Raw genomic sequence first — 22476 nt, forward strand, 5'->3', positions numbered from 1 at the left:
GTCTTATTGTCCTTTCCAAAAGACCATTTGACAACCTGAATCCTGGGAAGGTAGAAAAAACAGCAAAAGCTTAGGTCCATCTGCTATTTAACGGCTTCTTCTTGTATTCAAGACCTAAGGACGGTTGATTATGAAAATATTCTTACCTTTTTAAAATGAGCCACGGAAGTCCTATGGCAAGCGATCATGGAGTTGTGAAATGCCAGTGAATGCTCTGCGGAAAAGTGGGGCCAGAATGAGCCTGCAAGAAGCTCTTGCGCGAGTAGAGAAACTCAAGCGGTTATCAGGAAGCAGTAATCCTCACGAGGCGGCATTGGCCGCCATGCGACTGAAGGATTTTGATGTGGAGGCAGCCCGATACCCTCGCTCCGAACCTGTTATTGAAAATGTCCCTCCGCCCGATGACCAGGCTTACCTCAATAAAGTTGTTGAAATACTTGATGAAATGCCCATTGTCCCCTATGAAACGTTGGATGAGATAGAGGTCGGACAATCTCCTGATAAATCGAAAGTGAATTGGGATGAACTCCATTTTGCTCTGGTGAAGAAGGCGCAACGTATGGGGGCAGATGCCTTGATTCATATTCAATTAAAGGGTACCGCTGAGAAAAAGGTGCTTGGCGCCACGGCATTAAAATATCTCACTCCAAAAGAGGTCCAAGAAATTCAACAATCCACGGCATTAGACGATGCTGAGAAAGCCTATAACGAGTCCCAAAAAGAGAGGCTTGATGAAGACCTGGCCCCTGGTATTGGCTAACTAACACATGTTTGGTCCGAGTGAAGAAGGTCTGTTAGACGTGAATGGAGGAAACGAGAAAGGGCCGTAACCTTTAGATTCGGCATAGACCGCCTCAAAAATTCGAATAGTTCATTGACCGTGTTTACTTCCTTCCCCTGAAGCTCTAAAGGGGACGACAGGCGAGTGAGAATATGATAGAATGGCCTCATCGTCTACCCCCTCATTACACCACACCATTGTCATTATTTTTGTAATCCCCTCTTATAATTTTTTCTCACAGACCTCGTTCAGGGGGAAGAGAAGTTTCACGTGTGGAAAGATCGTGATAAACCTCTCTCTGGCCTCAAGTGGCGATGTGTCAAGGGACGAGCATGCGGTACACAAATCAAGACTTGTCCATTTTGCCGGCGAATGGTGATGTGATGAGCTGTTATCATAATACAACAAAAGGACCAACTGTGGAGAGAAGGAAAATTGAGTCCAAAGTCCCAGCAACGATAACCGGAATCCTGGTGATGACGGTGTGGCTTACGGTAATTTTTTCGGGCTTGGCCCACACAAAAGAGACGGAATTACTTTCCGTTGGGATACGAGGAGGGATCAATTCTGAAACGTTAGGCATTCCACCCACCGAAAAGGAAGATTTCGAGCAATACGACGTGTTTGCCGTGGTTGGAACTCCTTGGAGTTGGGATTTTTCTTCTGGATGGGATATCCGTTTCAGGCTGAATGTTTCTGCCGGAACGTTGAGAGCGGCAGGAGACTCAGGGTTTATCGGGGAGGTCGGCCCTGGGCTTGCGTTTTCGAAGCCAAGTTGGAGATTCACCTTCGATATTGGCGGTGGCGCGGCGTATCTGAGCGAGGAAAAATATGGCCGACAGGATATTGGCGGACCCGTTCAAATTATCGGGCATGGTGGCATTACCTATCATCTTCCCTGGAGGATATCCGCCGGATATCGGTTTCATCATATGTCAGATGCCGCAATATACGGGAGCAATAATCGCGGAGTGGATCTGCACATGCTTGAACTCAGCTACCGGTTCTGAGGGTATTTCAGAAGATTCCTGCCGTTATCATGGGGGTAGCGCTCCGTTAAGGCCTTCCCCCTCTCAACCTGTGTATCTATCCATGGCCGAATCATTCATCATCCAAAGATGGCGGGTTCGATGCTGGGAACATACCCTCCAAATACAAGAAACCAGTTGTTCAGTGTTGGCGTTGTTTGGCGATGTCGAGTGCGGCGACCCGGTAGGTTTCGGCGAGGGTCGGGAAGTTGAAAATGTTGTCAATAAATCGGTCGATGGGCATATTGTGGAGCAAGCCCATTTGGCCGATATGAATCAGTTCGGTCGCTCCCTCTCCCACGATATGAATGCCTAACAGTTGTTCGCCTTTCGGGTCAGCGATCATTTTGAGCAATCCATGGGTCATGCCGGAGATCTGTCCACGCGCAATTTCATGAAATCTGGCCCTTCCCACGGTCGCTCCGCCATATTTGGCGGTGGCTTCCTGTTCGCTTAATCCCACGCTGGACATTTCAGGAATGGTATAGATTCCCATGGGGATATGCTCAGGAGCGACGCCGGGGTTGAGACCTAAGGCATGACAGACAGCACGTCGGCCCTGTTCCATGGAGCAGGATGCCAGCGACGGGGGGCCGATGACGTCACCGACGGCATAGATATGGGGAACCGTAGTTTGGCAGTGGTGGTTGACCGGAATGAGCCCACGAGTCGTCGGCTGTATCCCGGTGGCTTGTAAATGTAAATGTTCCAGATTGGACACTCGTCCGAGAGCCACCAGCACCTTTTCACTTTCCAGCGTTTCACCACTTTCTAAAACGGTCGTCACCTTAGAGCATCCGTCCCACTGGACGGTGGCGATTTTTTGTCCGCCCCGATAGTGCCCTCCGGTTTTCTCAAACGCTTCACAAAATTCATCGGTGAGTTCTTGATCCAAAAATTTGAGTGGGCGGTCCGCCGTATCCACCATGGTGACGTACACTCCCAGTAAAGCAAAAATGGAGGCGTATTCACTGGCAATCACACCACCCCCCAACACAGTCAGGGATTTCGGTAAATAGACGAGGGAGAGAATGGAGTCGCTGTCCAGAATATGTTCGTGGTCAATGGGAATATTATCAGGAACGCGTGGGCGTGAGCCGGTGGCGACAATGATAATCGGAGCCGTGACGAGGGCGGCAGTGCCGTCAATTTTTTGGATTCGCACTTCATGGTCGGACACAAAGCCAGCGCGACCATGAAAGCAGTCAATACCATTACGGGTGAGTTGGTCCTTCATAAACTTGCCATGCGCGCGCACGACCCGGTCCAAGCGGGTCATCAGGTTGGTGATTTTGACATCGTCGCGCATGCGGAATTCAAAGACCTCAGTTGCCTGGAGAAATCGCACCATTTGAAGGGCACTTTCCCGCAAGGTTTTACTGGGAATGGTTCCCTGATAGACGCACGCCCCGCCCACCTCGCGGGTTTGCTCGATGAGGGCCACCTGCTTTCCCGCTTTGGCGCCTTGAATAGCAGCTTTTTGCCCTGCCGGGCCGCTGCCGATCACAATCAGATCAAATGGGATAGGAGACGTCATGGCAAAAAACACTCCACACTTGCCTTGACGGTCTCGCCCAATTCCAGAAGGGCCGTCATGTCTTCAGGGTAAAAATTCAGATCCTGCACGACAGGAAGTGTGAGCAGGCTATTCTCGTCATGCGTTGAATTCTCAAGCATGACAGAGGCCAAATGATGAGCAAGGCAGGTGATCATGGCTCCCTTTGTGGGGGAAATGGCTTGGTGGTACTGGTCGTCCTGGTAGTAGCGGATGGTTTCCTGAACCGGATCGGGTAGTTGCCAGACAGCGGCCAATTTGGAACCTGCCATACCATGAAACTCTTCGAAGAGGGATTCAACCGTGATCCAGGAAAACGGTTCCACTGAGTTCCCGGGAGATTGTGAGAGAAGATGGAGAATGGCGGGTTTCCCGATGGTATGCAGGAGCCCGCACAAAAAGGCGTTTTCCACATTATGACGGATGCGTCTGGCGATTTCTTTCCCGAAAAGCCCTGTGGCCAAGGCATGCCGCCAGAGGTTCCGTACTTCTGGTTCATAGCCGGTCGTATGAAAGACACCGTTTTGAACCGAAACTGAAAATGCTAACCCGGCCAACATCGTTAACCCCAACCATGTGATAGCTTGTTGAAGCGAGACGATAGGGGTGCGAGAAGCATAGGCAGGGGAATTAGCAATGCGGAGGATCTGTCCGGCTAGTGCTTGGTCCTGTTGAATCAATGAAGATAGCTGTGAGGCGTCGGCATTCGGATCGTTTGAAAGCAGAAGAACCCGATTCGCCACGACGGGCAAAAGCGGGAGATCCAGATTCCCTCGTTCCAATTGATCGGCGATAAAGGAACGAAGGGTTTCCCTCTCTTCCTGTGCAAGAGGGGTGGGTGTTGAGTGAGCCATGTCTCCACTTGTCGGTTTTCAGGAAACAACCTTTAGAATTGTCTAGTAATGCCCGGTATCGGATTAAAAAATCCGGCTTACTTTGAGTGGTCTCCAGCTCAATCTCTCGGAAGGTTCCTCTATTTCTGTGGAGACCTGGATGAGATCTCATTCTTACCGTCAGGTTATGGTTCATCATGGTTGGCCTGGACTGGCGGGGTGGCCTACAGTCACTCCAAGAGTCGGTCTGGCGAGGCAGACGGCTAACGTGTTTTGAGGAGAGTCCTAAAGGAGGAGAACGTTATGAAACGGCTAGAAGGTAAAATCGCGGTGGTCACGGGAAGCAGCAGCGGGATTGGCAAAGCCATTGCCCTTCGATTCGGAGAAGAGGGGGCAACGGTGGTCGTCGCTGCCAGACGGGTAGATTTGTGTCATCAAACGGTGGCGCAAATTACAGAGGCTGGCGGAAGCGCCTTCGCGCAACAAACCGATATCAGTCAGGAAGCACAAGTTGACGCGTTGATGCAGGAGACGATTGCCCGCTATGGGCGAATCGATATTCTGGTGAATAATGCCGGGCTGGTTGGAGGAGGACGGGTGGCTGACACATCCACAAAAATGTTTGATGAGGTGGTGGGGACCAATTTGCGGGGGACCTTTTTCTGTTGTCGAGCCGGATTTCAACAAATGAAAAGGCAAGGAGGCGGGCTCATCATTAATATCTCCAGTGTAGCCGGGATTCAGGCCTGGGCAGGAACAGGCATCTACAGCGCCTCAAAGCATGGCATCATGGCCTTGACCAAGTCGCTGGCTGATGAAGGGCGGGCATTTCATATCAAAGTGAGTGCGATCTGCCCCGGTGGTGTGGCAGATGAATTGGTGGATGCGACGCCTGAAGAAATCCTCGATAGTGAAAAGATTGATCCCTATGATGTCGCCGGAACGGCGGTGTTTTTGGCGACCTTGGGATACCATACGGTTGTGCATCAGGTTGTATTGGATCGGCTAGGGGCTGATTGGTAAGAGGGGCTAAGTGTAGATTGAAAAACATGTCCAATAAAAAAACGACCTTCCGGGGTTTAATCCGGAAGGTCGTTCTTCAAACAGACTGAAAAAAATTATGAAGCCCAGGCGAAAAAACTACTTGTCGCCTTTTTCTCCATCCTTTTCATCGTCACTTTTGTCGTCCATATGCTTGTCGTCACCTTTGTCGCCCTTGTCATCCTTGTCCCCATCTGCACCCAAGGGAAAGGTGTTCTGAATGGACGAATTGTCAGCCAAGGACCCGGCGAAAGTCATTCCGCCAAAGGACAAGGCAACAAGTAAGGTCAATAAAACAGTGAATAATTTAACCATGATTCAGCCCTCCAAAATTAATAAAGGTTAACCACGATCTCCCTTGAATCATCATCATGGGAGAAAAACTCTAACTACTCACAGGACCGGCTAAATGAGCAAAAATCATTCCCCGAATTATAGAAAACTCATTCGCATAACACATTGTTTTTGTTGAAGAAATATAACGGTTCTGCCTGGTGAGTTTATGAAGAAATTCTAATAATTTTACCAAAAAGAAAATTACCTCCAGATAAAAACAGGAAAAATCATAAAAAACCATTAAAATACAATGATTTGCGTAAATATAAAATTAGAAAAATTCGTTTAAATTCTCATGCCTCCCCACTGTATGGGTTGCCCTTCACAAGTATGGTTTTCACTGCATCTGTTTTCATACAAAGCCCTCTGTAATAAGCGAAAATAGGTCAAAAAAATAGTCCTAAAGGACTAGGAAGTGGATTGCCAAAAAGAAGGTTCCAGCTGATTTGACTGAGATGAGAAAAAAGAGAAAAAGAGGGCAGGGGAATGGCGGGCCTGAAGGGCACGGCACCAGGAATAGGGGAATGAGCATTGCCGAGGAATAGAGCGCTGAAAAAAGGAAAGGGATCGTAGGTCGTTTCTCATCGTTCTTTGGAGGGGCCACACCCACTTTTTCTTAAAATAATCTCCTCAAATTTACAGACCTTCGTGGCCAGTAGCCGCTCTCGGAAAAACTTGCGAGCTTGCGAATCGAGGGTGGTTTGGAGCACTGGACGGGTCACATCGCGGCATGTGCGGTGAAATACGGCGAAGGCACTGTGGGATAGGCACGATAGATATGCCGGAAGACGTCCTTGGCCTTGACCTCCACGTCCGCTTCGGCAAAGCAATCCACGGGGAGGCCGGTATCCTCGCTCCACAGAAAATCATGGATGGCAGCTTTGGTTATAGCAGCCAAATGAAAGTATGAGGCTGTCCAAATGAAAGGCTATGTTTGTCCAAATGAAATATTCTGGCCCCAGATGGTGACTTGGTTATGAAACTGGACGCAGGTATTGAAAAGGGTTCCGGTTTGCTGAGACCTGTTTCCATTTCCGGCACTCGATGAACAACAGCGGTAAGCCGTTCATGAGGTTGACAATATAGGCCAGGCGGTGGTGTTTCATGTGTTGCCATCCGCCAGCTCCTGCACACCATCTGGTTAGTTGCGACAGATTTTCTCCAGCGACTGGAACTGGACCCGGCTGCCAACATCTCCTGAAAGCTGGCCAATGAGGCAGCCCTGGGCAATCAGCTTGAATGGGACGCTTCCAGAACCTTCAAGAGCTGCTCTCGGATTTCTTTTGCGGTCGCTCCAAGATCAACTGTAGCAAACCGAATCTCATGGTTCTGGATCAAAACGGCCTCGTTAACCATATCGCCCACCGAGGGGTGAAGGAGCAGTCCCGAGGCTTTCTCCGCGAGAGGGTCGCCGTTGCCTTCCTGGGACCGCAAGTAAGCATAAATCTGATAGACATATCCACTTCGCAGTGTTTCTTCCCGATACCAGCCACGTGTCACTACTGAGTTGAACTTGGTGTCGATAACAATACGGCGTCCCGCGTCCGAGTGGTCGAGGACGATGTCGGTGCGCATAGACGGGAGGATCTTGTCTATGCCTGGACTTTTGCTTTCAATCTGCCAGCGAATCGTTTTGCCGGCATGGACGCGCCATCCTTTTTTAGAAAGTACGACATCGTAGAACCCAGCGATCCCTTTTTCGTAAAGCTTCCGAATCCAGGTGATTTCTCTATCCGGTAGCGATAAATGCTTTGCGCCTGCGATTGCAGTAGGCAAGGCAAGATTGAAAGCCAGATGGGCGGCAGCAACCATTGGCTGGTCATCTACATCGTGTCTGCCGAAGCGGTCGATGGAGACCTCGCAACGGCCTGGGCGCTCCCCGGTTACGCCCATATGCCTCAAGCTTGCGGCCAACGACCTGCATCGATGAGCCAGTGCATCACGGCCAATTATTTTGTAAATTTCCTCCAGAGCTGCTCGGACAAAGCAGTTTCTGGCAGTATCAATAGTCAATTCGTTGAACCGGCAAGCAACCTTCCCTCGATCCAGTAATCGGTGCCTTTCAGTGTTTAGCAGGTCGATGCGCCCGCGCACACGACCAAGAACAGCCTCCCGCGATTGGTATCCATAACTCAAGTTGCGTTGAATGCGGCGCTCAACTTGACGGCAGAGCATTTCGGCAACCAGATCTGGGATGTCATCCGGGTTATCCTCTACTGCGACCTTTGCCTTTTCGAGGTCCCTGAACAGATCCGATGCATACAGCATGAGCAACCAAAGGTTGCGCACCGGGATGCGGCCGATCCGGCCAATTCCTTCATGAGCGTCTGTAATCAAGTTGGCTGCGGCAAGTGTCACGATCAGAATTCTTCGAGTAGGCGTTCTCTCGCCTTCTGGGACTTCTCGAGCGCATCGCGCCAGTATTCATCGAGTAGCGGGCCGATCTCGGTATCAACAACCTGGCGGAACCATTCACGGGCATCACTGATCGGAATACCAAACGGAGGCGTGACATAGCTGTGTCCCACTTGGAACTGAGGTCCGAGACCAGTGTCGGCTGAAATTTCGCTGTTCAGAGCAATGAGACGCTTTTGGATTTCGACAAGGATGTCTGAATCAATACCGCACTGGGATTGAACCCAGTCGTGCCAGGGCTTGCCGAGCGTGGGCTCCAAATCGATGAAGGCAAAACGGCGGCGCAGCGCCAGGTCGACCAGTGCGAGGGAGCGGTCGGCAATATTCATCGTGCCGATGACGTAAAGGTTGTCCGGGATGAAAACGCGCTCACCATCCGACCGTTTATAGGAAAGCTCCAAGGCTTCATTCGGCGTTCTCTTGTCCACCTCGAGCAGCGTCAGCATTTCCCCAAAAATCTGTGCGGGATTCCCGCGATTGATCTCTTCGATGACGACGACGTGCCTTGACGTGGGATCTTTTGCGGCTGCCTTCATCATCTCGACAAAAGGCCCATCCACCAGCGTGAGCTTGCCGTCTCCCACCGGCCGCCAGCCCCGTACAAAATCCTCGTAAGAAAGGTTCGGGTGAAACTGGACCGCTCGGACTTTGCTGTCGTCGCGCTGCCCCATCAAAGCGAAAGCCAATCGCTTTGCCAACCAGGTCTTTCCTGTTCCCGTAGGACCCTGAAGGATAAGGTTTTTCTTGGTCCGAAGGCGTTCGAGAATCTTTTCTAGTTTTTCCCGTGCCATGAAACATCCATCGCCCATAATATCGTCTATCGAATACGGCTCAATCGGCTGAGTTTCATCAGCAACAAAAGGTGAAGCAGAAAAGAAATCTGTAAAGCGCCTATATTTCTCTAACTCAGCTTGAGGCAAGCTTAATAAAGCCAAACCCCTTTCAGTAATTTGGACAAATCCTCTTCTAGGGAAATCGACCAGTTCAGCCTTTTTCAGGTAAGACTTTGCCCAAGCTGCACGGTTGTCGAACAAAGGCTGCCCTGTCGACTCAAGAGTTACGACATCATACTTTCCGAGTCCCATTTCTGACTTCATTTTTTGGTACACCTCATTTGCGAGATACTCCTTCTCGTCTCTTATGAGTTTTAAAAATGGGATCATCAAATCATCAAACTTAGGCAGCAGGCTCTTTAGATCAGCATCTATTCCGTCTGGCGAAATTACTCCATCATCGGTTTCAAACGACTCAATATCCAGGTCAGTCGCGTATGGGTGGGCAGATGTCCCGCTGTCCTTAAAAAGCCAGGCGGCAAGTGACAGCTCCGGAAAGGAGTGGACTGGATACGCATCCTCTTGGAAGCGGGCTTCGAGGGTATCCAGCACAGCCAGATAATCACTGGCATTACAGCGCCCTTTGGGGCCGTTCATTCCAATCTGATTATTGAGTTTCTTGCTGATGTAACGCTGGGACTGACCGTCAAGCGTCGGGAAATTCCAGGGGCGAATCCAATAAAGCCCCATTGTAAGGTTCCATCCCACACCATAGCGCTGGGTCGCTTTGTCGTAGGCAGTGGAAAATGCCGACCGAGCCTCCGCGTCATCCAATTCCGCGAAAGCAATTGCCTGGGCGAAGGCTTCCCATAGAGTGTCAATGTCATCTGGTTGGCGTTTGTTGTCGAATCCGAAAAACCATGACTTCTGATTGTTGAGAATCGGAATCCCCTCAAAGGAGTCTGGGACAGGCTCGGACACTCCAAGTAGACTGGCCAGTTCGCTCGCAATAGCTTTGCGATTGGCATCGGTGATCCCCCGGTTGAATATGCCCATGGCCGTAAATGGGCAGATGTCCTTCAGAGGGCCAGATGAACCATCTGCAAATTGATCCTGCAGGTTGGAGAGGCCATCAACTTTGGAGGCGATAGCGTGGATTCCGGAAATCAGCTCATCTCGCCGGTACCGAAATGTAAGGAGTTTGTCGGCTACCGCCTCATAAAAGCGGGTCCAATTGAAGCGGCGTTTGTCGACGGAGGTATCGCCGAAACGCTCTCGCCAGTAAGGAGCGTTGCGGAAACGGTTGATGTCCTGCGCCTTTTCTTCGAAGGTAAATCCAATCAAAGCGTCTGTGGTCCAGTCACCAGGCAAGACCCGCCAGACCGTGCTTCGATTGGTAAAGAAGTACCACTCACGCGGAGGATCGAAGGGTTTCCAAACAACATTCAATATACGGCCATCTCCGAGGTTCTGTTTTACCGTTCCAATGGCTTTGATCGCCATGACTGAAACAGTTTGACCTCGATTATCAAAGGGCAGATCGTGTTTCCGTGTATAGGACGATTTGATTGCAATACGGTCCCCAACCTGGATGGACTTTACTACGTCGAGGTATTTGTCCTGATAACCATTCTCCCAAATGCCTTCCTGCAGAAAACGGGGTGTTTGATCCTCGGTTCCATCATATGTGGCCCCGACAAACCAGCAGGCTCGGGCTCCGGCTCCTTTAGGTTTAGAATTCATAATCTCCTCTCCATTATTTTCCGTTCCCAGTTATCAGGGCCTCCTCATCGATCTCGAACAGATCAGGTGTGGAGCGATGGATCCCGATGCCGTTCTGCTTCACGAGCATCATGAGCTGTTCCCCATTCATTAACGTGACGGGGGGCTTTTCTGGCTGGACAGCTTCCTTGACGGCTCTTAGGCTGAAGTCGCGGGTTGTGGTGATCGGACCATGCCTATGCGTTTCCAGGCTGCCGCTCAGGTTGTCGTAATCTTTTTCGATAGACTCCATGGCGTCGATGATGGCCTTTGCACAATCATCTTTGTCGGGCAACGACACGAGATGGTCGAACTGTGCCTGTGACCGCAGATAAATGGCGCTTTGCTGGGAGAAGTCCTCCTTGGTCAGTGCACGCGTTTTGCCGCGACTGGGCAGCGTCGGATCGATCTTCGCTTTCACCGTGAGATAGCGGCTGTAGGCATGGCGGAGGAACACCAGACCCATCACGGGCAGGAAGTATTCATTGCTGGCGTAGTTGGAGCTGGATCGCAACAAATCCGCCGCAGACCAGAGGCGCTTTTCGTTAGCTTCGATGTGTTCGAGTTGGGACATGGGGGTTGTGGTTCTCGTTACGGAAGGTTGAAAAAAGCCGTCAGCGGCGTTCTCGCCATTTTGCCGTGCTCACGTACTGAGAGTACGCTCCGCGCGTCAAAATGGTTGCGGCCTTGCTGAACGAACTTTTTTGAATCTTCCTTTTCACTGCTGCTGGGCAGCTTCCCTGCCCGCTTTATGAGGCCAGGGCATGAAATATTCACCAGGCCTCGTTATGTTGCTGTGGTGTTCGTGTCCCCATGGGAAGTCGTTGCGGGCAGCCATAGCACATGCTCTGGGGCCCCCAAATATCGGGTCCACACCGCAATTTGTCGGTGCTTGTTCCTGCGGCCATAAGTGAACTGATTAAGGGGTGCCCATGCTGAATCCTTATGAAATGTTTGGGGAACTATAGCATTTACCTCTTATTGTTCCACCAAAAAAAATTCGATCCGGACATCCACAAGGCTGGGTGTGATTTGGCGTTTTTGTTCACTTAATTGAATTGTTCATGTTTCGTGAACATGGGGATGGGACTAAAAAAAATGGCCTCTGGATCGTGAAATCCAGAGGCCGATTGGTGGAGGTGAGGGGAATTGAACCCCTGTCCGAGAACATTCAGCGCAACAGCCCTACGTGTGTAGCCGATGATTTGGTTTTTCGCAGTTGCCCACGCCCACCGACCGGCTTAGAGCGCCCGCTAGCCCAGAATTTTCTCGTCCGCCGCCGCTGAGCACCAGCTTTGGACCAGCCTGCAGTGTGACGCCCCTTCCCCCCCCGCAGACAAAGAGAGGAGGGACGTCGCGGTCAATTAAGCCGCGAGAGCCAAATTATCGTTGGCAATTAAGTTTTTCCCGAAGGTTTTACGAGACTCCGAGAGCTCGACACGCTCTGTTGACCTCTTGATTCCCGTCGAAGCCAGTCACCCCCTTGTAAAAGTTCAACCTTTTCTCCCTGACCATCAGAGAGTCTCTCTATTATACACTGATTCTCCCTCCAAATTCACAAACTTTCCCTTTTGGCGGATTTTTTTTCTCTATACAAGAGATAGCCATCAAAGAAGGAAGATCAACCGATGGTGTGGCAAGCGGACAAGACCTTCAACTTCTTCATCATCTTTTTTGTTGAAACCCTGGAGCCCTTAGAAATCGGGGACATTCTCAAATTCCGGTCATTCCAGATGAAGATTTCTTAAGGTGCTCTGTGATCCTTCATTTGGGAATCTGTGTTGTGATTATTCTCGTATTCCAGGTGAAGAATGATTTCTTAGGGATGGGTGATGTTATTCAATTTGAAGAGCAGAAAAGAGGAAGAAGCAGAAGCCTATGGCCTAGACGTTGCCTGCCGCAAAGGCCTAAAGGCGACGGGCTTTTTCGACTGATGAATCGGTCCTGAATGTGTTGTATGTCGAGATGCTGCAAATTGCCAAGAAATGGACGACCCCTCTTCCTGGCTGGAAGCGCACTCTCAACCAATTCGCCTTCTTTGTAGGAGATCGAGTGCTACCGGGCTCAGTAAAGAGAGAATCAGTGACATCGTTTATTTGACAGGACTCAGACAACCGTCCAATCCCAAGAAGGCAGTCCAGTCTAAGCCTTTGATATTGTCCTGCTCCAAGTCAGGCTCTTCAGCCCGCGACCGAGATCGGTCATCGTGGGTCGATGATGATGGATCATCGCAACCTCAATGATGCGCAACACCGCTCGTAAACATGTGCCTTGAATGGTCGAACAAACCTATGTAGGTAAGAAACAGGCGGCAGGGATTCATCGCATTCTCCTTTAAAGATGAAAGTCTCCACCTGCAGAACAGCGTTGCTGCCCGTTATACGCAAAAAACGTGAAAATGAATTCCATGACCCATCGAAAAGAATTCGCGATTATGGGGAGCTCCCAGCTCTCGATGCTTTTTGTGTCCCGACGTTTCGGGATGATTGAGCACGGCATGGGCATGCGGCCTGTTTCTCATCAAAATCCCATTCCTGTCGGCCTATTTCCCAGCCTGATATCGTTCCTGGAATTCCTGCCATGGCCCACGTGTCAAACTCATAAGCAGACGAATCCATTTAGATAACATATTTATCCATTTGGATAAATCCGCTTCCTGAGCACAGAATCAGTTTCTTAAGAAATCGACAAAGCAGGCAGGTTCAGTTTTTGAAATCTCTCGCTGTAGTCATCGATTACCCATTTGTTCTGCAGGAAAAATTTCATTGGTCTGGTTATTGCTGACATCCCGTAGATAGGGAGACGTGAGAGAAGGCCAGAGCCATCGTTTCTCGTGACCGGAATATTTAACTCTCATCCAACTCACAAGGAGGTGAATCATGAAAACCCACATTCTCATTCTCGGTCTTGTTGCCTGTTTTGTTCTGGCAGGAAATGGCGCTGTTTTTTCTCAAGACGATGAAAGTATGTCTGAAGAACGAGGTCCAGGGAAGTTAGAGAAAATGGATACGGACAAAGACGGCAAGGTTTCATTGGATGAATTCCTCGAAAGAGCAGGAACCCGATTCGGAAAGCTGGACGCCGATGAAGATGGGTTTCTCACCGCAGAGGAGTTTAAAGAAGGACGAAAAGCGATACGCGCAAAAAGTCGTGAACGGCACGAACAACGCCAGGGAGAAAAGGAAACAGAATAACATAATGGGAAAGACATTCCATGACAGGTAAGGGAAAGGCGAGGACTACATGACCGGTATCCAGGAACTTCTAAGAAACTTGGTTGTGCGCTTTTTATTCCGCCTTGGTCTGACCAAACAGGAGACACGGGGTCAGAAAATACATCTGACCGTCTGTCTCTTGGTAACTCACTAAATACGTCTCATGACGAAAAGGAGAAAAATCATGTATGTACGCTATCTCAATATCGCGGTTTTTGGACTCCTGTTTCTAGGGCTATCGACTTCGATAGCGAGTGCTGACGCGGTCATCAAGAAGAGCTACCTGAACTATAATGGCTACCGATATTACAAAGGTTCTGCCCAACAGCTCGAGCTCGGGGATTGGTGTGACAAAAAAACTCCGATAACCGCAGCCAACTATTGCGATCAGAAGGGCACGCTAAAAGGGTTGATTAATCAAGTGACCGTCTCGAGGTTCGAGGTGGAACAAAATGGATCCACCGCCGTCAACATCCTCGGAAATTTCTCGATTCCTCTTTTGGGCTGGGGGCTCAAAGGCGATGATTTTGTCAAGAAAGTCTTTGATGGTGAGTATGTTTTCCTGCACATGGCAATCGACAACGAGAATAAGTTCAAAAATGACCTCAACAAGAAACCCGGCAAGATCAATGATCTCAAGCAAAAAGACAGCTATCGTATTGTCGATTCTGTCATCATCGTGATGAAGGGATCAGAGGCGAGGAGCTTGGGAATTACACACAAAGGGAATTTTAAGGGCACTTGGAATGGCACGAAGCTGACCGTGGATTCTGATGTGCAGTCCGAAACGGCACGGCAATTTGAGCCGGAGAAGGGGACTGTCTACGCCTACGGTCTCAAGAAAATACAATGGGATGCCAAGCGAGAAAAGAAAAGAACGGAAATTGAAGACCTTAAAAATGACCCGCATGGGCCCTAACCCGACCTTGCATAGCAGTAGAGAGTCGGTGCGTTCTCATGCGTTTTCGCCGTCATGCCAAGCAAGGCATGACGGCGAATCTGTTCCCGGGGCTGTTGAAAAAAGCCGCCAGCGGCGTTCTCGCCATTATTCCGTGCTCACGTACTGGAAGTACGCTCTGCGCGAAAAAAGGACTGCGGCCTTGCTGGGGGAACTCTTCGAAAGGCTCAGGGCATGCTTTTTTGAACCGTCCCCGAGGCCACTGATCTGCAACGTGCTAATAGGTGGGTGAAGTCGTCAAAATTTTCGGGTATTCCCCGATTGAAGTTCGCTTCCCCTTCTTGAATTCAAGAGCTGAAAAAGTCTGGAGGTGTTGTTCCTGATAGCTATTCGTGCTCACGTATTCCGTATGAGGACCGTATACCAAACCTCATCGAAGCGGAAACCCGGCGAGTGCGTATGGAATGACATCACATTCAATGGCGCTGCCCGTTGGGACTCGATGAACCTCGAAATCATTGACGCTGACCTTGCCGTCATCAAGTTTCTGCCCTCACACGTACCGTCTTTTTTTATTCTCCTTTCAGTCATCTGTATTCGTGACGAGGAACGGCCTATGTTTGTTGATTCTGTTCGTTTCTTTCGTTATGTTGGCCACGGGATACGATTCCGATCGAGTGCTGAAGGCTAGTTCTTGATGCGCATACGCGCAAAACAAATATACCGATTCATGACATCTGATCAATATTGGGGGATCATATGAAGAATCGTTGGTTGTCCTTTTCTCTCACGTGTTTGTGTCTTCTGCTGCAGGCATGTATCAGTAGCTCAACTTTGCTGGCGGAATCCAGTAACGATACATTGCAGCGGAAATCAATCATGATCATGTCCCCGACGAATGCCTCGGCGCATACCACGGCACCCATCACCATCCAGGTGCGCGTTGCACATCATGCGGCAAAGGCCATGCAGGTATTGTTGGATGGCGTCGACATCACCTCGCGGTTTATGGCGCCTGGCCGCAATGGTGTTCGCCGGGCCGAGGTTGACCGGCCCTTGGTCAATTGGGGCAAAAATCAGATTTTAGTCAGATCCGGATCGCACGAGGTAAACAGTCATTTTTTCCTGGTTGATCATCCGGACAGCAGTCCTGCCGCGGCCAATCTGCCGCTGCTGATCCCCATCAAGACGCGCGTGGTTACCGGCTCAGGCGACAAGGCAGCGGACTACAACATCGCGCTCTACAAGGATCTAGACGATCCCACGGCTGCCACGCTGATACCGGCGTCCGTCCCTAGCGACGGTTCGAATGCCGGTTTCCAGGTAGTCTTTATGAGACGCTGGGATTTGTCGGTGATATCCAATGTTTCGGTCGTTAATCAGCGGCCTCCCAGTGATGGCCGGTGGCACGACTCCCCGCTTTATCAATCAATAGTTTACACGCCTGAAGATTGTCTTTCTGCCGGATGCATTCTACTCATCCAAAGCCTTGGAACCATTGGTTTTACCCCGTGCTCTAAGGCTTATAGTAAGGATTTTCCAAAGGATTGCGAATCCTTCAAGAATATGCTGAATGGGCTAGGTCTTTCCTCGAGACTTGCTTACGCCAACGGGGACTCGAAGCAGATCGCGTTCTCTTCCATATCAAACAAAGTACCCTTCCCACCCACGTCCGGGCCACCGAAACCACCACCCGGTACTTTTTTTGAAAGCCTGACCTGCAGTGGCAGTAATTATGGCAGCGGCCCGGCATGTGACAGTCTCGGCTCTCCCAATACGTCGTTCACCGCCCCCAAGGGGGCGGAGCCATCACAACTCGGGGATATCGCCGGTGTTCTCATTCGCGATAATCATCATAATTTCACATTTGCGAGAAACGACCGCCTGGTCAGTTTTTCGACCGCCACGATCCCCGATGGTCCCAATGGAGTGATGAATACCATTACCGTGGACGGTGTACCCCATGCGTCGGGCTCACTGAACGGCAGCCAAGGCGGGTTCCATCTGCTGATCTTAAACAGCAAGGATTTGACGGTTGTCCGGCACCAGACCTTTCCCAGCAAGCTTGACGCGAGTGAAGTCGAGGCGCTGTATAGGGTCATCACCGGCTACAAATCCTATGGGTATCTCTTTTTCATCGCCGGGTTTGGATATACAAATTATAACTGCCAATCCAGTACCAGCACTGGGCTCTGTGGGGCGCGCGTCAATTGGTACACCGCCTCACAATTGATGGGGGATTTGGGGGGAACGCAACAGGTCTTCTACCTCGCCAACAATCCCAATGCCGACCCATACCTGTATGACGACTATACCTTGGTTGGATCGTTTGTCGACGGTGTCGGAGGAGAAAGCACGGATACGGGTCTAGATCAGGTGGGCGCCGAGATGAGCTCCATCATCGCGCGTGAGACGGAAGCGTTTCCGCCGCCTACCGGTGCGGGCCATGGTGCGGATATGGAAGGCTTCCTGCGGGTGAACCACCAGGGGTATTACAGTCCGGCCTCGTTCGGACACCGCCTCAACCTGAGCAAGACGACGATCGCTGATATCTTGTCGGCGTCGTTGCTGAACCCCACGCCCTGGCCGTTCCCCGGACCTGATCCGGCCGGATCGAAGGCCGCCTACGATTGGATCAGCCAGCAGCTGTGTTGCGCCGATATTCGTTCAGCCTATGTTAATCTGAATATTTCACCTGCCATTTGGCTGGCGGAACTGCGACATCTGACGTACGACTCCTCGAGAATCCCCAATTCTAGTCCCGCAGATTTCGATGCCATGGTGCAGCAGCTCACCACCGAGTTCCAATACGTCACGCTGGCGCGCCTCTTCCAAAGCAATGTCGTCGGCCTGTACCAGGATCAGCAGGCCAACGTGTCGCTGCTGTTGCAGGACGATGGCGACAAGATTTTGCATAACCTGCAAGTCGGCCTTACCACCCAGGCGCATGCCGCCTCATGGACAGGCATATTGGGTGATGTTTTCGGTGTTGGGTCCAGCTTGCTCAATGCCATTCCCGGCGGCGGGATTGTGGCGGCGGGCACCGAGGTCGCGCTGACCGTTGGCACCGCAATTGCCAATCAAGCCGCGTCTCATACCAATTCGGCCGCCGGCACGCCCCTGCAGGCGCAGGAGAACCAGGAAATAGCGGCTGGGGATTTAGCGAATCAATTGGCGAATCAGTTCTCGGCCACACTCGTCTCTCTCGGAAGTGAATTCGATCGCGTCATGACCGACTGGGGACGGCTCAAGACCCTGGCCGCGCCGCTGCTTGCCGATCAGGTTCCCTGGGACAACAATGCCACAGGCCTGCTTTTGCAGAGCTACGATCGGGCGGTCCAGCGCGAACTGTACGCCCAGCTCCTCCCAACCAACTTCGTGGTTCAACACCTTCCGTACACGGGCAATAATCTGCACGTGGTCAATACGTATTTTGATCGGGGTGGCTCTGAATGCAAATGGGAACATTTCATTAACAATAAAGCGGTGCTCTACTACCCGAACGGTCACATAAACAATGACCCCAACGAAAATTCTCATTCCGGCAAATACCCATGGAACTATCAATGGGGCATCTGGGCATTGACACTTGCCAAATATCAAAACGATTCATGCCCCGGCCACAGTCAGAATTACCCGAAGACGTATGACTATCCGGACACGTTTGGCCTGTTCAAGCCGCTGGATCCCGGCAATCCGGATGCCTTGGGTGCTTATCGCTACTGGTTCTATACGCGAGGCAGCTTTTCAACTATTGAAAATAACAACAACACGCCGTGCTACGATGGAAGTTGCTGATCTGCAATTGTCATCATGACATGAAGCCTTCGCAGTCTGACTCACACGTCCATGTGCTCACTGGGACGAAATAATAATTGCTACTCATCGTCTTTCACACTTGTGTGACTCAAGTTTTCAGTTCGACGGTGCCCCTAAAAAAAAGAAAACGGATGGAATCTTGCCTACCAAAATGATACGTCTGGATGAATGGGCGAGTTTCGTCCCTGATTGACCCAAATCTCGAGTGAGAATGGTGGGTACAGTCAGTCATCCTTGCAGGAAATGACGATTGTCTTAAATGGAGTACTGGAAGTCGCCACGGCCCCTGGGAGGTTCAGTGAGAATCCCCCTGGATTTGAGCAAATCAATGATTTGGTGGGTGCAGTCGTCGAAATTTTCCGGCCCTGCAAAAATTAGATCGGTATCCGGTTGAGGCCCTTGTAAATCTTTGGCCATGTGGATGGTGATGACCGGGATCGGGTTCACCAACGTTTGCACGGTTTGCACGATGTGTTTGGTCGGTTCATGGAGGGCATTGGTTGTAGAAATCACGAGGGAGCCTGTATCGGTCAGTAATCGTACGACTTCCCCGAACCGTCGAATGATTTCATCCGGTTTCGTGTCGAGCAGATCCGCATCGAGCCCCCGTTGCAGATTTTCTGGCGCGAGAAGGTAGGCATGCCGGCCTTCTGCAACGAGCACGGTTTCCAGTTTTCGAGCCAGAAATCCTTTCGCGGTGACATCCGGACCAGTCAGTAAGACCACGGCCGCTCGATGTCCATAGTGCTGGGCCCGGTCTTCGGCTCCCACATCTCCCTTGACCCAGGCGGAATCCCGTTCTCGTGCCTCCGTTCGAAAATCTTCCTGGTCGTCCTGGACCAGTTCCGTGATGATTCCACCTCCCGCCACATCGTATTCATCTACCAATACGAAACGTCCGGTCGTCTCAAACTGTGCATAAAGATCGAACGCAATGGGAGATTTGGTCCGAAGCGTAATGTCGGCCACTTCATTCCGTTTCACGGTGGTTTGCGTCTGTCGGTCGTCCAAATTGGTGGCGTCCACAATGCGATGAATAGTGGCCACTTCGCAGGGGACTTCCCTGGTGGCCAGTCGTAAGACATATGGCCGGCGGGTTTCTAGGGGTCGGCCTCCTAACCAGAACAGATTGGCACGAATGCGGGTGGAGACCAGCGGCCTGGCATCTTCGTGTGTCGCAATTTCCCCTCGTTCCACAAAAATTTGTTCGTCCAGGGTTATGCCGACGGATTGGCCGGCTTTGGCTTGAGTTGGCGGTGGATCGATATTAAAAGCTTCAATCGTTTCAATATTGGCGGATTTGTTGGATGGGGAAAAGACCAGCCGGTCACCAATCTTGAGTTTTCCTGCCGTGATGCGGCCAACTAAAATCCGGCGGGCGTCGAACTTATACACGTCCTGGATGGGAAGACGAAGTGTTTGTTCTGCACGTTTGGATTCCAGATGGAAATGCGCAAGGGAATCCAACACGGAGGGGCCCGTGTACCATGGGGTTTCCGGGCTTGAGTTGATGATGTTGATGCCCTGTTTGGCACTCGCGGGGATAACGTATTGGGGAATGACGTTCAATTGGGTGAGAAATTCCCGGTATTCTTTTTCGATGGCTTGGAAGGTGTCTTCGCGGTAATTGACCAGGTCCATTTTATTGACCACTACGGTGACCTGTTTAACTCCTAACATGGAGAGCAATAGCCCATGGCGCTTTGATTGGTCGCGCACGCCTTCAAGGGCATCAATGACCAGGAGCGCTGCTTCGGCACGAGCCGCGCCAGACACCATGTTTTTCAGGAATTCCTTATGTCCTGGCGCGTCAATAATGATGTATTGGCGCCCTCCCCATGAGAAGAAGGTTCGGGCCGTATCGATGGTGATACCCTGTTGTTGTTCTTCTAAAAAGGCATCAAACAAAAAGGCATATTCAAATTCTTTGCCTTGTTGTTTGCAAATGGCCTGGATCTTTTCGATCTTGCCGGTTGGTAACGTCCCGGTGTCGGCATACAGACGACCCAATAGTGTGGATTTGCCGTGGTCGACGTGACCCACGATGACGATATTCATTCTCTCCCGGATGGAATTGTCCTGAGGAGTGTCGTTAGGTAGGCCTATGGCTGGTGTGACCGTCATATTTACATGTATCCATCTTTGCGTAATTGTTCCATCCCTCGTCCTTCGTCTTGTGCGCGTCCTGCCCGCTCTGCCACCTTGGTATTGCGTAATTCAATGATGACCTCATCCACATTTTTCGAGGTGGAGTCAATGGGAGTGGTGCAGGGGCCGCATCCCAGGCTGCGATAGCGCTTGCCGGTGCCTTGATCCAGATAGAGGTTATCCAAAAAGGGAATGTTTTCTAATTTGATGTATTCCCAGATATTGATCTCAGTCCAATCCAAAAGGGGATGAATCCGGATATGCGTGCCCGGCGGAAAGGACAGTTTATATTGATCCCAGAGTTCGGGGGGCTGATCGCGAAAATCCCATTCATTGTTTTTGTCCCGCGGGGAGAAGTACCGCTCCTTTGCCCTGGTACTATCTTCATCCGATCGCACACCCAAAATGACCCCTGTGTAGCCCTTTTCCTCCAGCAATTGTTTTAACCCTTGGGTTTTTAAGGCGGTGCAACATTCCACTCGTCCCTTGGTGTGGTTCATCCCTTCGGCCAGGGCTTTTTTGTTTTGGCCCACGATCAGATTTAATCGCCACTCGCGTGCGAGGCGATCCCGGTATTCAATCATTTCAGGAATTTTGAAGCTGGTGTCAACATGGAGTAAGGGAAAGGGAACATGGCCAAAAAATGCTTTTCTGGCCAGCCACAATAACACCGTTGAATCCTTGCCCATGGACCAGAGCATGGCCAGGTTATCAAAGTTTTTGTACGCCTCTCGCAGGATATAGACGCTTTGATCTTCTAATTGACGGATATGGTTCATGCTGGCACCACCGCCGGTGAAGGGGGAACGACAAATTTTGACTGTGGAGGGCGTCCTTGGACCAAGGCGGTAAAGAACGCTCCGGCTTTTCCGGAGTCCAGTGTTTCCTGGGCGAGCGGTGTGGCTTGCGCGAGAGAGGAGGCCAACCCTCCGGCGTACATCAGTAAAGCGGCATTCATAATTACCCAGTTCCGTCTGTCGCCTTTCTGGCGATCGACGAGTACTTGTGTCATCAATCGGGCTTCATGTTCAGGGGTGCCCGATCCCGGGCCGTTAATGGTTGAACTCATGGCTTGAAATGGTCCGGATCGGAACCCGGCATCATCGGGACGAAAGACCAACGATGAAATATGTCCACTTCGTAATTCACGAGCCATGGAGGGCGCGGAAAGGGACAGTTCGGGAAATCCTTCGACTCCTTGAATGATCAGGGCACGTTTCGCTCCCAGCATGTCCAAGGCTTCCACCATTTTATCCAGATATGGCGGATGGGAAATGCCGATGACTTGTGAGCCCACCCTGGCAGGGTTCAATAGTCTGGATACCTGATGGGACAAATTTTGTAAACCGAATGCCTGACGCAGGTCCAGCAATTTGGTTAATGGTGCATGGTATCCGGCTAAGTCCATATACACCCAGGGCGATTGAGCGCCTTGCTCAATGGCTTCTGCCGCAGTACGCGCGATGGGAAGCTGTAAGTGATGAAGGACTTGAGGGAGATCGTACGGGGTGTCCGGGTTTTCAACACCGTGCATGAACAGTCCTGCGCCAGCCGAAGCTGCGACAAGGCTTGCCGCGACGACCACATGGATGGTGTTATGTTTTTCTCCATAGAGCGGCATGTCCACAATGTTTTCGGCATGCGGGAGTGGTATCGGTGGCGCCCACTTGCGAACCGTGGTGGTGAACGCGGCAAGTTCGCTGATGGATTCGGTTTTTATACGCATGGCCATCAAAAAGGCTCCAACCTGAACGTCGGTTGCCTGCCCTTCAATTATGGCGTTAAGCGCATATTTGGCCTCATCCCAGGTTAAATCCTTGGCACCCTTCAGCCCTTTTCCAATTTTTGCAATCAGGTGATCCATGCGATGATT

At 50.9% G+C, this 22476-nt stretch carries 15 protein-coding genes, 1 other RNA gene and 1 pseudogene; 6 read left to right on the top strand and 11 right to left on the bottom strand.

All coding sequences use genetic code 11. From position 1 onward, the window contains the following. Positions 1–199 precede the first annotated feature (199 nt). Positions 200–760: a hypothetical protein gene (locus PJI16_05915; protein ID MDT3777090.1), complete on the top strand. Its 561-nt coding sequence runs from the start codon at positions 200–202 to the stop codon at positions 758–760. A 497-nt stretch (positions 761–1257) separates the two neighbouring features. Next, positions 1258–1791 carry an acyloxyacyl hydrolase gene (locus tag PJI16_05920; protein ID MDT3777091.1) on the top strand — a complete coding sequence of 178 codons (534 nt, stop codon included), beginning with the start codon at positions 1258–1260 and terminating at the stop codon, positions 1789–1791. A gap of 160 nt (positions 1792–1951) precedes the next feature. Here PJI16_05920 and sthA read toward each other — a convergent pair whose 3' ends face one another. Further along, complete coding sequence (gene sthA, locus PJI16_05925; protein ID MDT3777092.1) at positions 1952–3346, bottom strand: Si-specific NAD(P)(+) transhydrogenase; 1395 nt, start codon at positions 3344–3346, stop codon at positions 1952–1954. Next, positions 3343–4218, bottom strand: a complete 876-nt coding sequence (locus PJI16_05930) for an HDOD domain-containing protein (protein ID MDT3777093.1) — start codon at positions 4216–4218, stop codon at positions 3343–3345. Before PJI16_05930 ends, sthA begins: the two co-directional genes overlap by 4 nt. A 282-nt stretch (positions 4219–4500) precedes the next feature. Between PJI16_05930 and PJI16_05935 the strand changes: the two genes are divergently transcribed. Further along, entirely contained in the window at positions 4501–5220 is a 720-nt protein-coding gene (locus tag PJI16_05935; protein MDT3777094.1) for an SDR family NAD(P)-dependent oxidoreductase, read from the top strand. 117 nt (positions 5221–5337) lie between these two features. Here the strand turns inward: PJI16_05935 and PJI16_05940 are convergent, their stop codons facing one another. The 6 genes and pseudogenes from PJI16_05940 to ssrA all read right to left on the bottom strand — a co-directional run bounded on the left by PJI16_05940 (position 5338) and on the right by ssrA (position 12006). Beyond that, positions 5338–5553, bottom strand: a complete 216-nt coding sequence (locus PJI16_05940; GenBank protein MDT3777095.1) for a hypothetical protein — start codon at positions 5551–5553, stop codon at positions 5338–5340. 739 nt (positions 5554–6292) lie between these two features. After that, the gene (locus tag PJI16_05945; protein MDT3777096.1) at positions 6293–6472 is read right to left on the bottom strand and encodes a hypothetical protein; all 180 of its coding nucleotides are present in this window, start codon (positions 6470–6472) and stop codon (positions 6293–6295) included. 332 nt (positions 6473–6804) lie between these two features. Continuing rightward, the gene (gene mcrC / locus PJI16_05950; GenBank protein MDT3777097.1) at positions 6805–7932 is read right to left on the bottom strand and encodes a 5-methylcytosine-specific restriction endonuclease system specificity protein McrC; all 1128 of its coding nucleotides are present in this window, start codon (positions 7930–7932) and stop codon (positions 6805–6807) included. A gap of 2 nt (positions 7933–7934) precedes the next feature. After that, the gene (locus PJI16_05955; protein ID MDT3777098.1) at positions 7935–10505 is read right to left on the bottom strand and encodes an AAA family ATPase; all 2571 of its coding nucleotides are present in this window, start codon (positions 10503–10505) and stop codon (positions 7935–7937) included. Positions 10506–10731: 226 nt separating this feature from the next. Continuing rightward, positions 10732–11097, bottom strand: a pseudogene (locus PJI16_05960) (type I restriction-modification system subunit M N-terminal domain-containing protein). A 557-nt stretch (positions 11098–11654) separates the two neighbouring features. Next, positions 11655–12006: a transfer-messenger RNA gene (ssrA, locus tag PJI16_05965) on the bottom strand. Positions 12007–13402: 1396 nt separating this feature from the next. Here ssrA and PJI16_05970 point away from each other — a divergent pair. From PJI16_05970 to PJI16_05980, 3 genes are all read left to right on the top strand, one after another. Beyond that, positions 13403–13717: a hypothetical protein gene (locus PJI16_05970; GenBank protein ID MDT3777099.1), complete on the top strand. Its 315-nt coding sequence runs from the start codon at positions 13403–13405 to the stop codon at positions 13715–13717. 205 nt (positions 13718–13922) lie between these two features. Further along, positions 13923–14657: a hypothetical protein gene (locus tag PJI16_05975; GenBank protein ID MDT3777100.1), complete on the top strand. Its 735-nt coding sequence runs from the start codon at positions 13923–13925 to the stop codon at positions 14655–14657. 738 nt (positions 14658–15395) lie between these two features. Then, positions 15396–18434: a hypothetical protein gene (locus PJI16_05980; GenBank protein ID MDT3777101.1), complete on the top strand. Its 3039-nt coding sequence runs from the start codon at positions 15396–15398 to the stop codon at positions 18432–18434. A 276-nt stretch (positions 18435–18710) separates the two neighbouring features. On the opposite strand, the gene PJI16_05985 is transcribed toward PJI16_05980, so the two are convergent. From PJI16_05985 to PJI16_05995, 3 genes are read right to left on the bottom strand one after another with little or no spacing between them, the layout of a single operon-like run. Next, positions 18711–20579, bottom strand: a complete 1869-nt coding sequence (locus tag PJI16_05985; GenBank protein ID MDT3777102.1) for a GTP-binding protein — start codon at positions 20577–20579, stop codon at positions 18711–18713. Positions 20580–20581: 2 nt separating this feature from the next. Beyond that, entirely contained in the window at positions 20582–21382 is an 801-nt protein-coding gene (locus PJI16_05990) for a sulfate adenylyltransferase subunit 2 (protein ID MDT3777103.1), read from the bottom strand. After that, entirely contained in the window at positions 21379–22467 is a 1089-nt protein-coding gene (locus PJI16_05995) for a hypothetical protein (GenBank protein MDT3777104.1), read from the bottom strand. The genes PJI16_05990 and PJI16_05995 overlap by 4 nt, the downstream gene beginning before the upstream one ends. Positions 22468–22476: the final 9 nt, after the last annotated feature.

The organism is Nitrospira sp. MA-1 (assembly GCA_032139905.1).
In the GTDB taxonomy this organism is placed as follows: domain Bacteria; phylum Nitrospirota; class Nitrospiria; order Nitrospirales; family UBA8639; genus Nitrospira_E.

What these genes read in the sequence shown, in the direction of transcription:
- PJI16_05990 (MDT3777103.1), bottom strand. Translation starts at nt 21,382, where the DNA reads ATGAACCATATCCGTCAATTAGAAGATCAAAGCGTCTATATCCTGCGA.
- PJI16_05975 (MDT3777100.1), top strand. Translation starts at nt 13,923, where the DNA reads ATGTATGTACGCTATCTCAATATCGCGGTTTTTGGACTCCTGTTTCTA.
- PJI16_05995 (MDT3777104.1), bottom strand. Translation starts at nt 22,467, where the DNA reads ATGGATCACCTGATTGCAAAAATTGGAAAAGGGCTGAAGGGTGCCAAG.
- PJI16_05930 (MDT3777093.1), bottom strand. Translation starts at nt 4,218, where the DNA reads ATGGCTCACTCAACACCCACCCCTCTTGCACAGGAAGAGAGGGAAACC.
- PJI16_05935 (MDT3777094.1), top strand. Translation starts at nt 4,501, where the DNA reads ATGAAACGGCTAGAAGGTAAAATCGCGGTGGTCACGGGAAGCAGCAGC.
- PJI16_05985 (MDT3777102.1), bottom strand. Translation starts at nt 20,579, where the DNA reads ATGACGGTCACACCAGCCATAGGCCTACCTAACGACACTCCTCAGGAC.
- PJI16_05955 (MDT3777098.1), bottom strand. Translation starts at nt 10,505, where the DNA reads ATGAATTCTAAACCTAAAGGAGCCGGAGCCCGAGCCTGCTGGTTTGTC.
- sthA (MDT3777092.1), bottom strand. Translation starts at nt 3,346, where the DNA reads ATGACGTCTCCTATCCCATTTGATCTGATTGTGATCGGCAGCGGCCCG.
- PJI16_05920 (MDT3777091.1), top strand. Translation starts at nt 1,258, where the DNA reads ATGACGGTGTGGCTTACGGTAATTTTTTCGGGCTTGGCCCACACAAAA.
- PJI16_05970 (MDT3777099.1), top strand. Translation starts at nt 13,403, where the DNA reads ATGAAAACCCACATTCTCATTCTCGGTCTTGTTGCCTGTTTTGTTCTG.
- PJI16_05980 (MDT3777101.1), top strand. Translation starts at nt 15,396, where the DNA reads ATGAAGAATCGTTGGTTGTCCTTTTCTCTCACGTGTTTGTGTCTTCTG.
- PJI16_05940 (MDT3777095.1), bottom strand. Translation starts at nt 5,553, where the DNA reads ATGGTTAAATTATTCACTGTTTTATTGACCTTACTTGTTGCCTTGTCC.
- PJI16_05915 (MDT3777090.1), top strand. Translation starts at nt 200, where the DNA reads ATGCCAGTGAATGCTCTGCGGAAAAGTGGGGCCAGAATGAGCCTGCAA.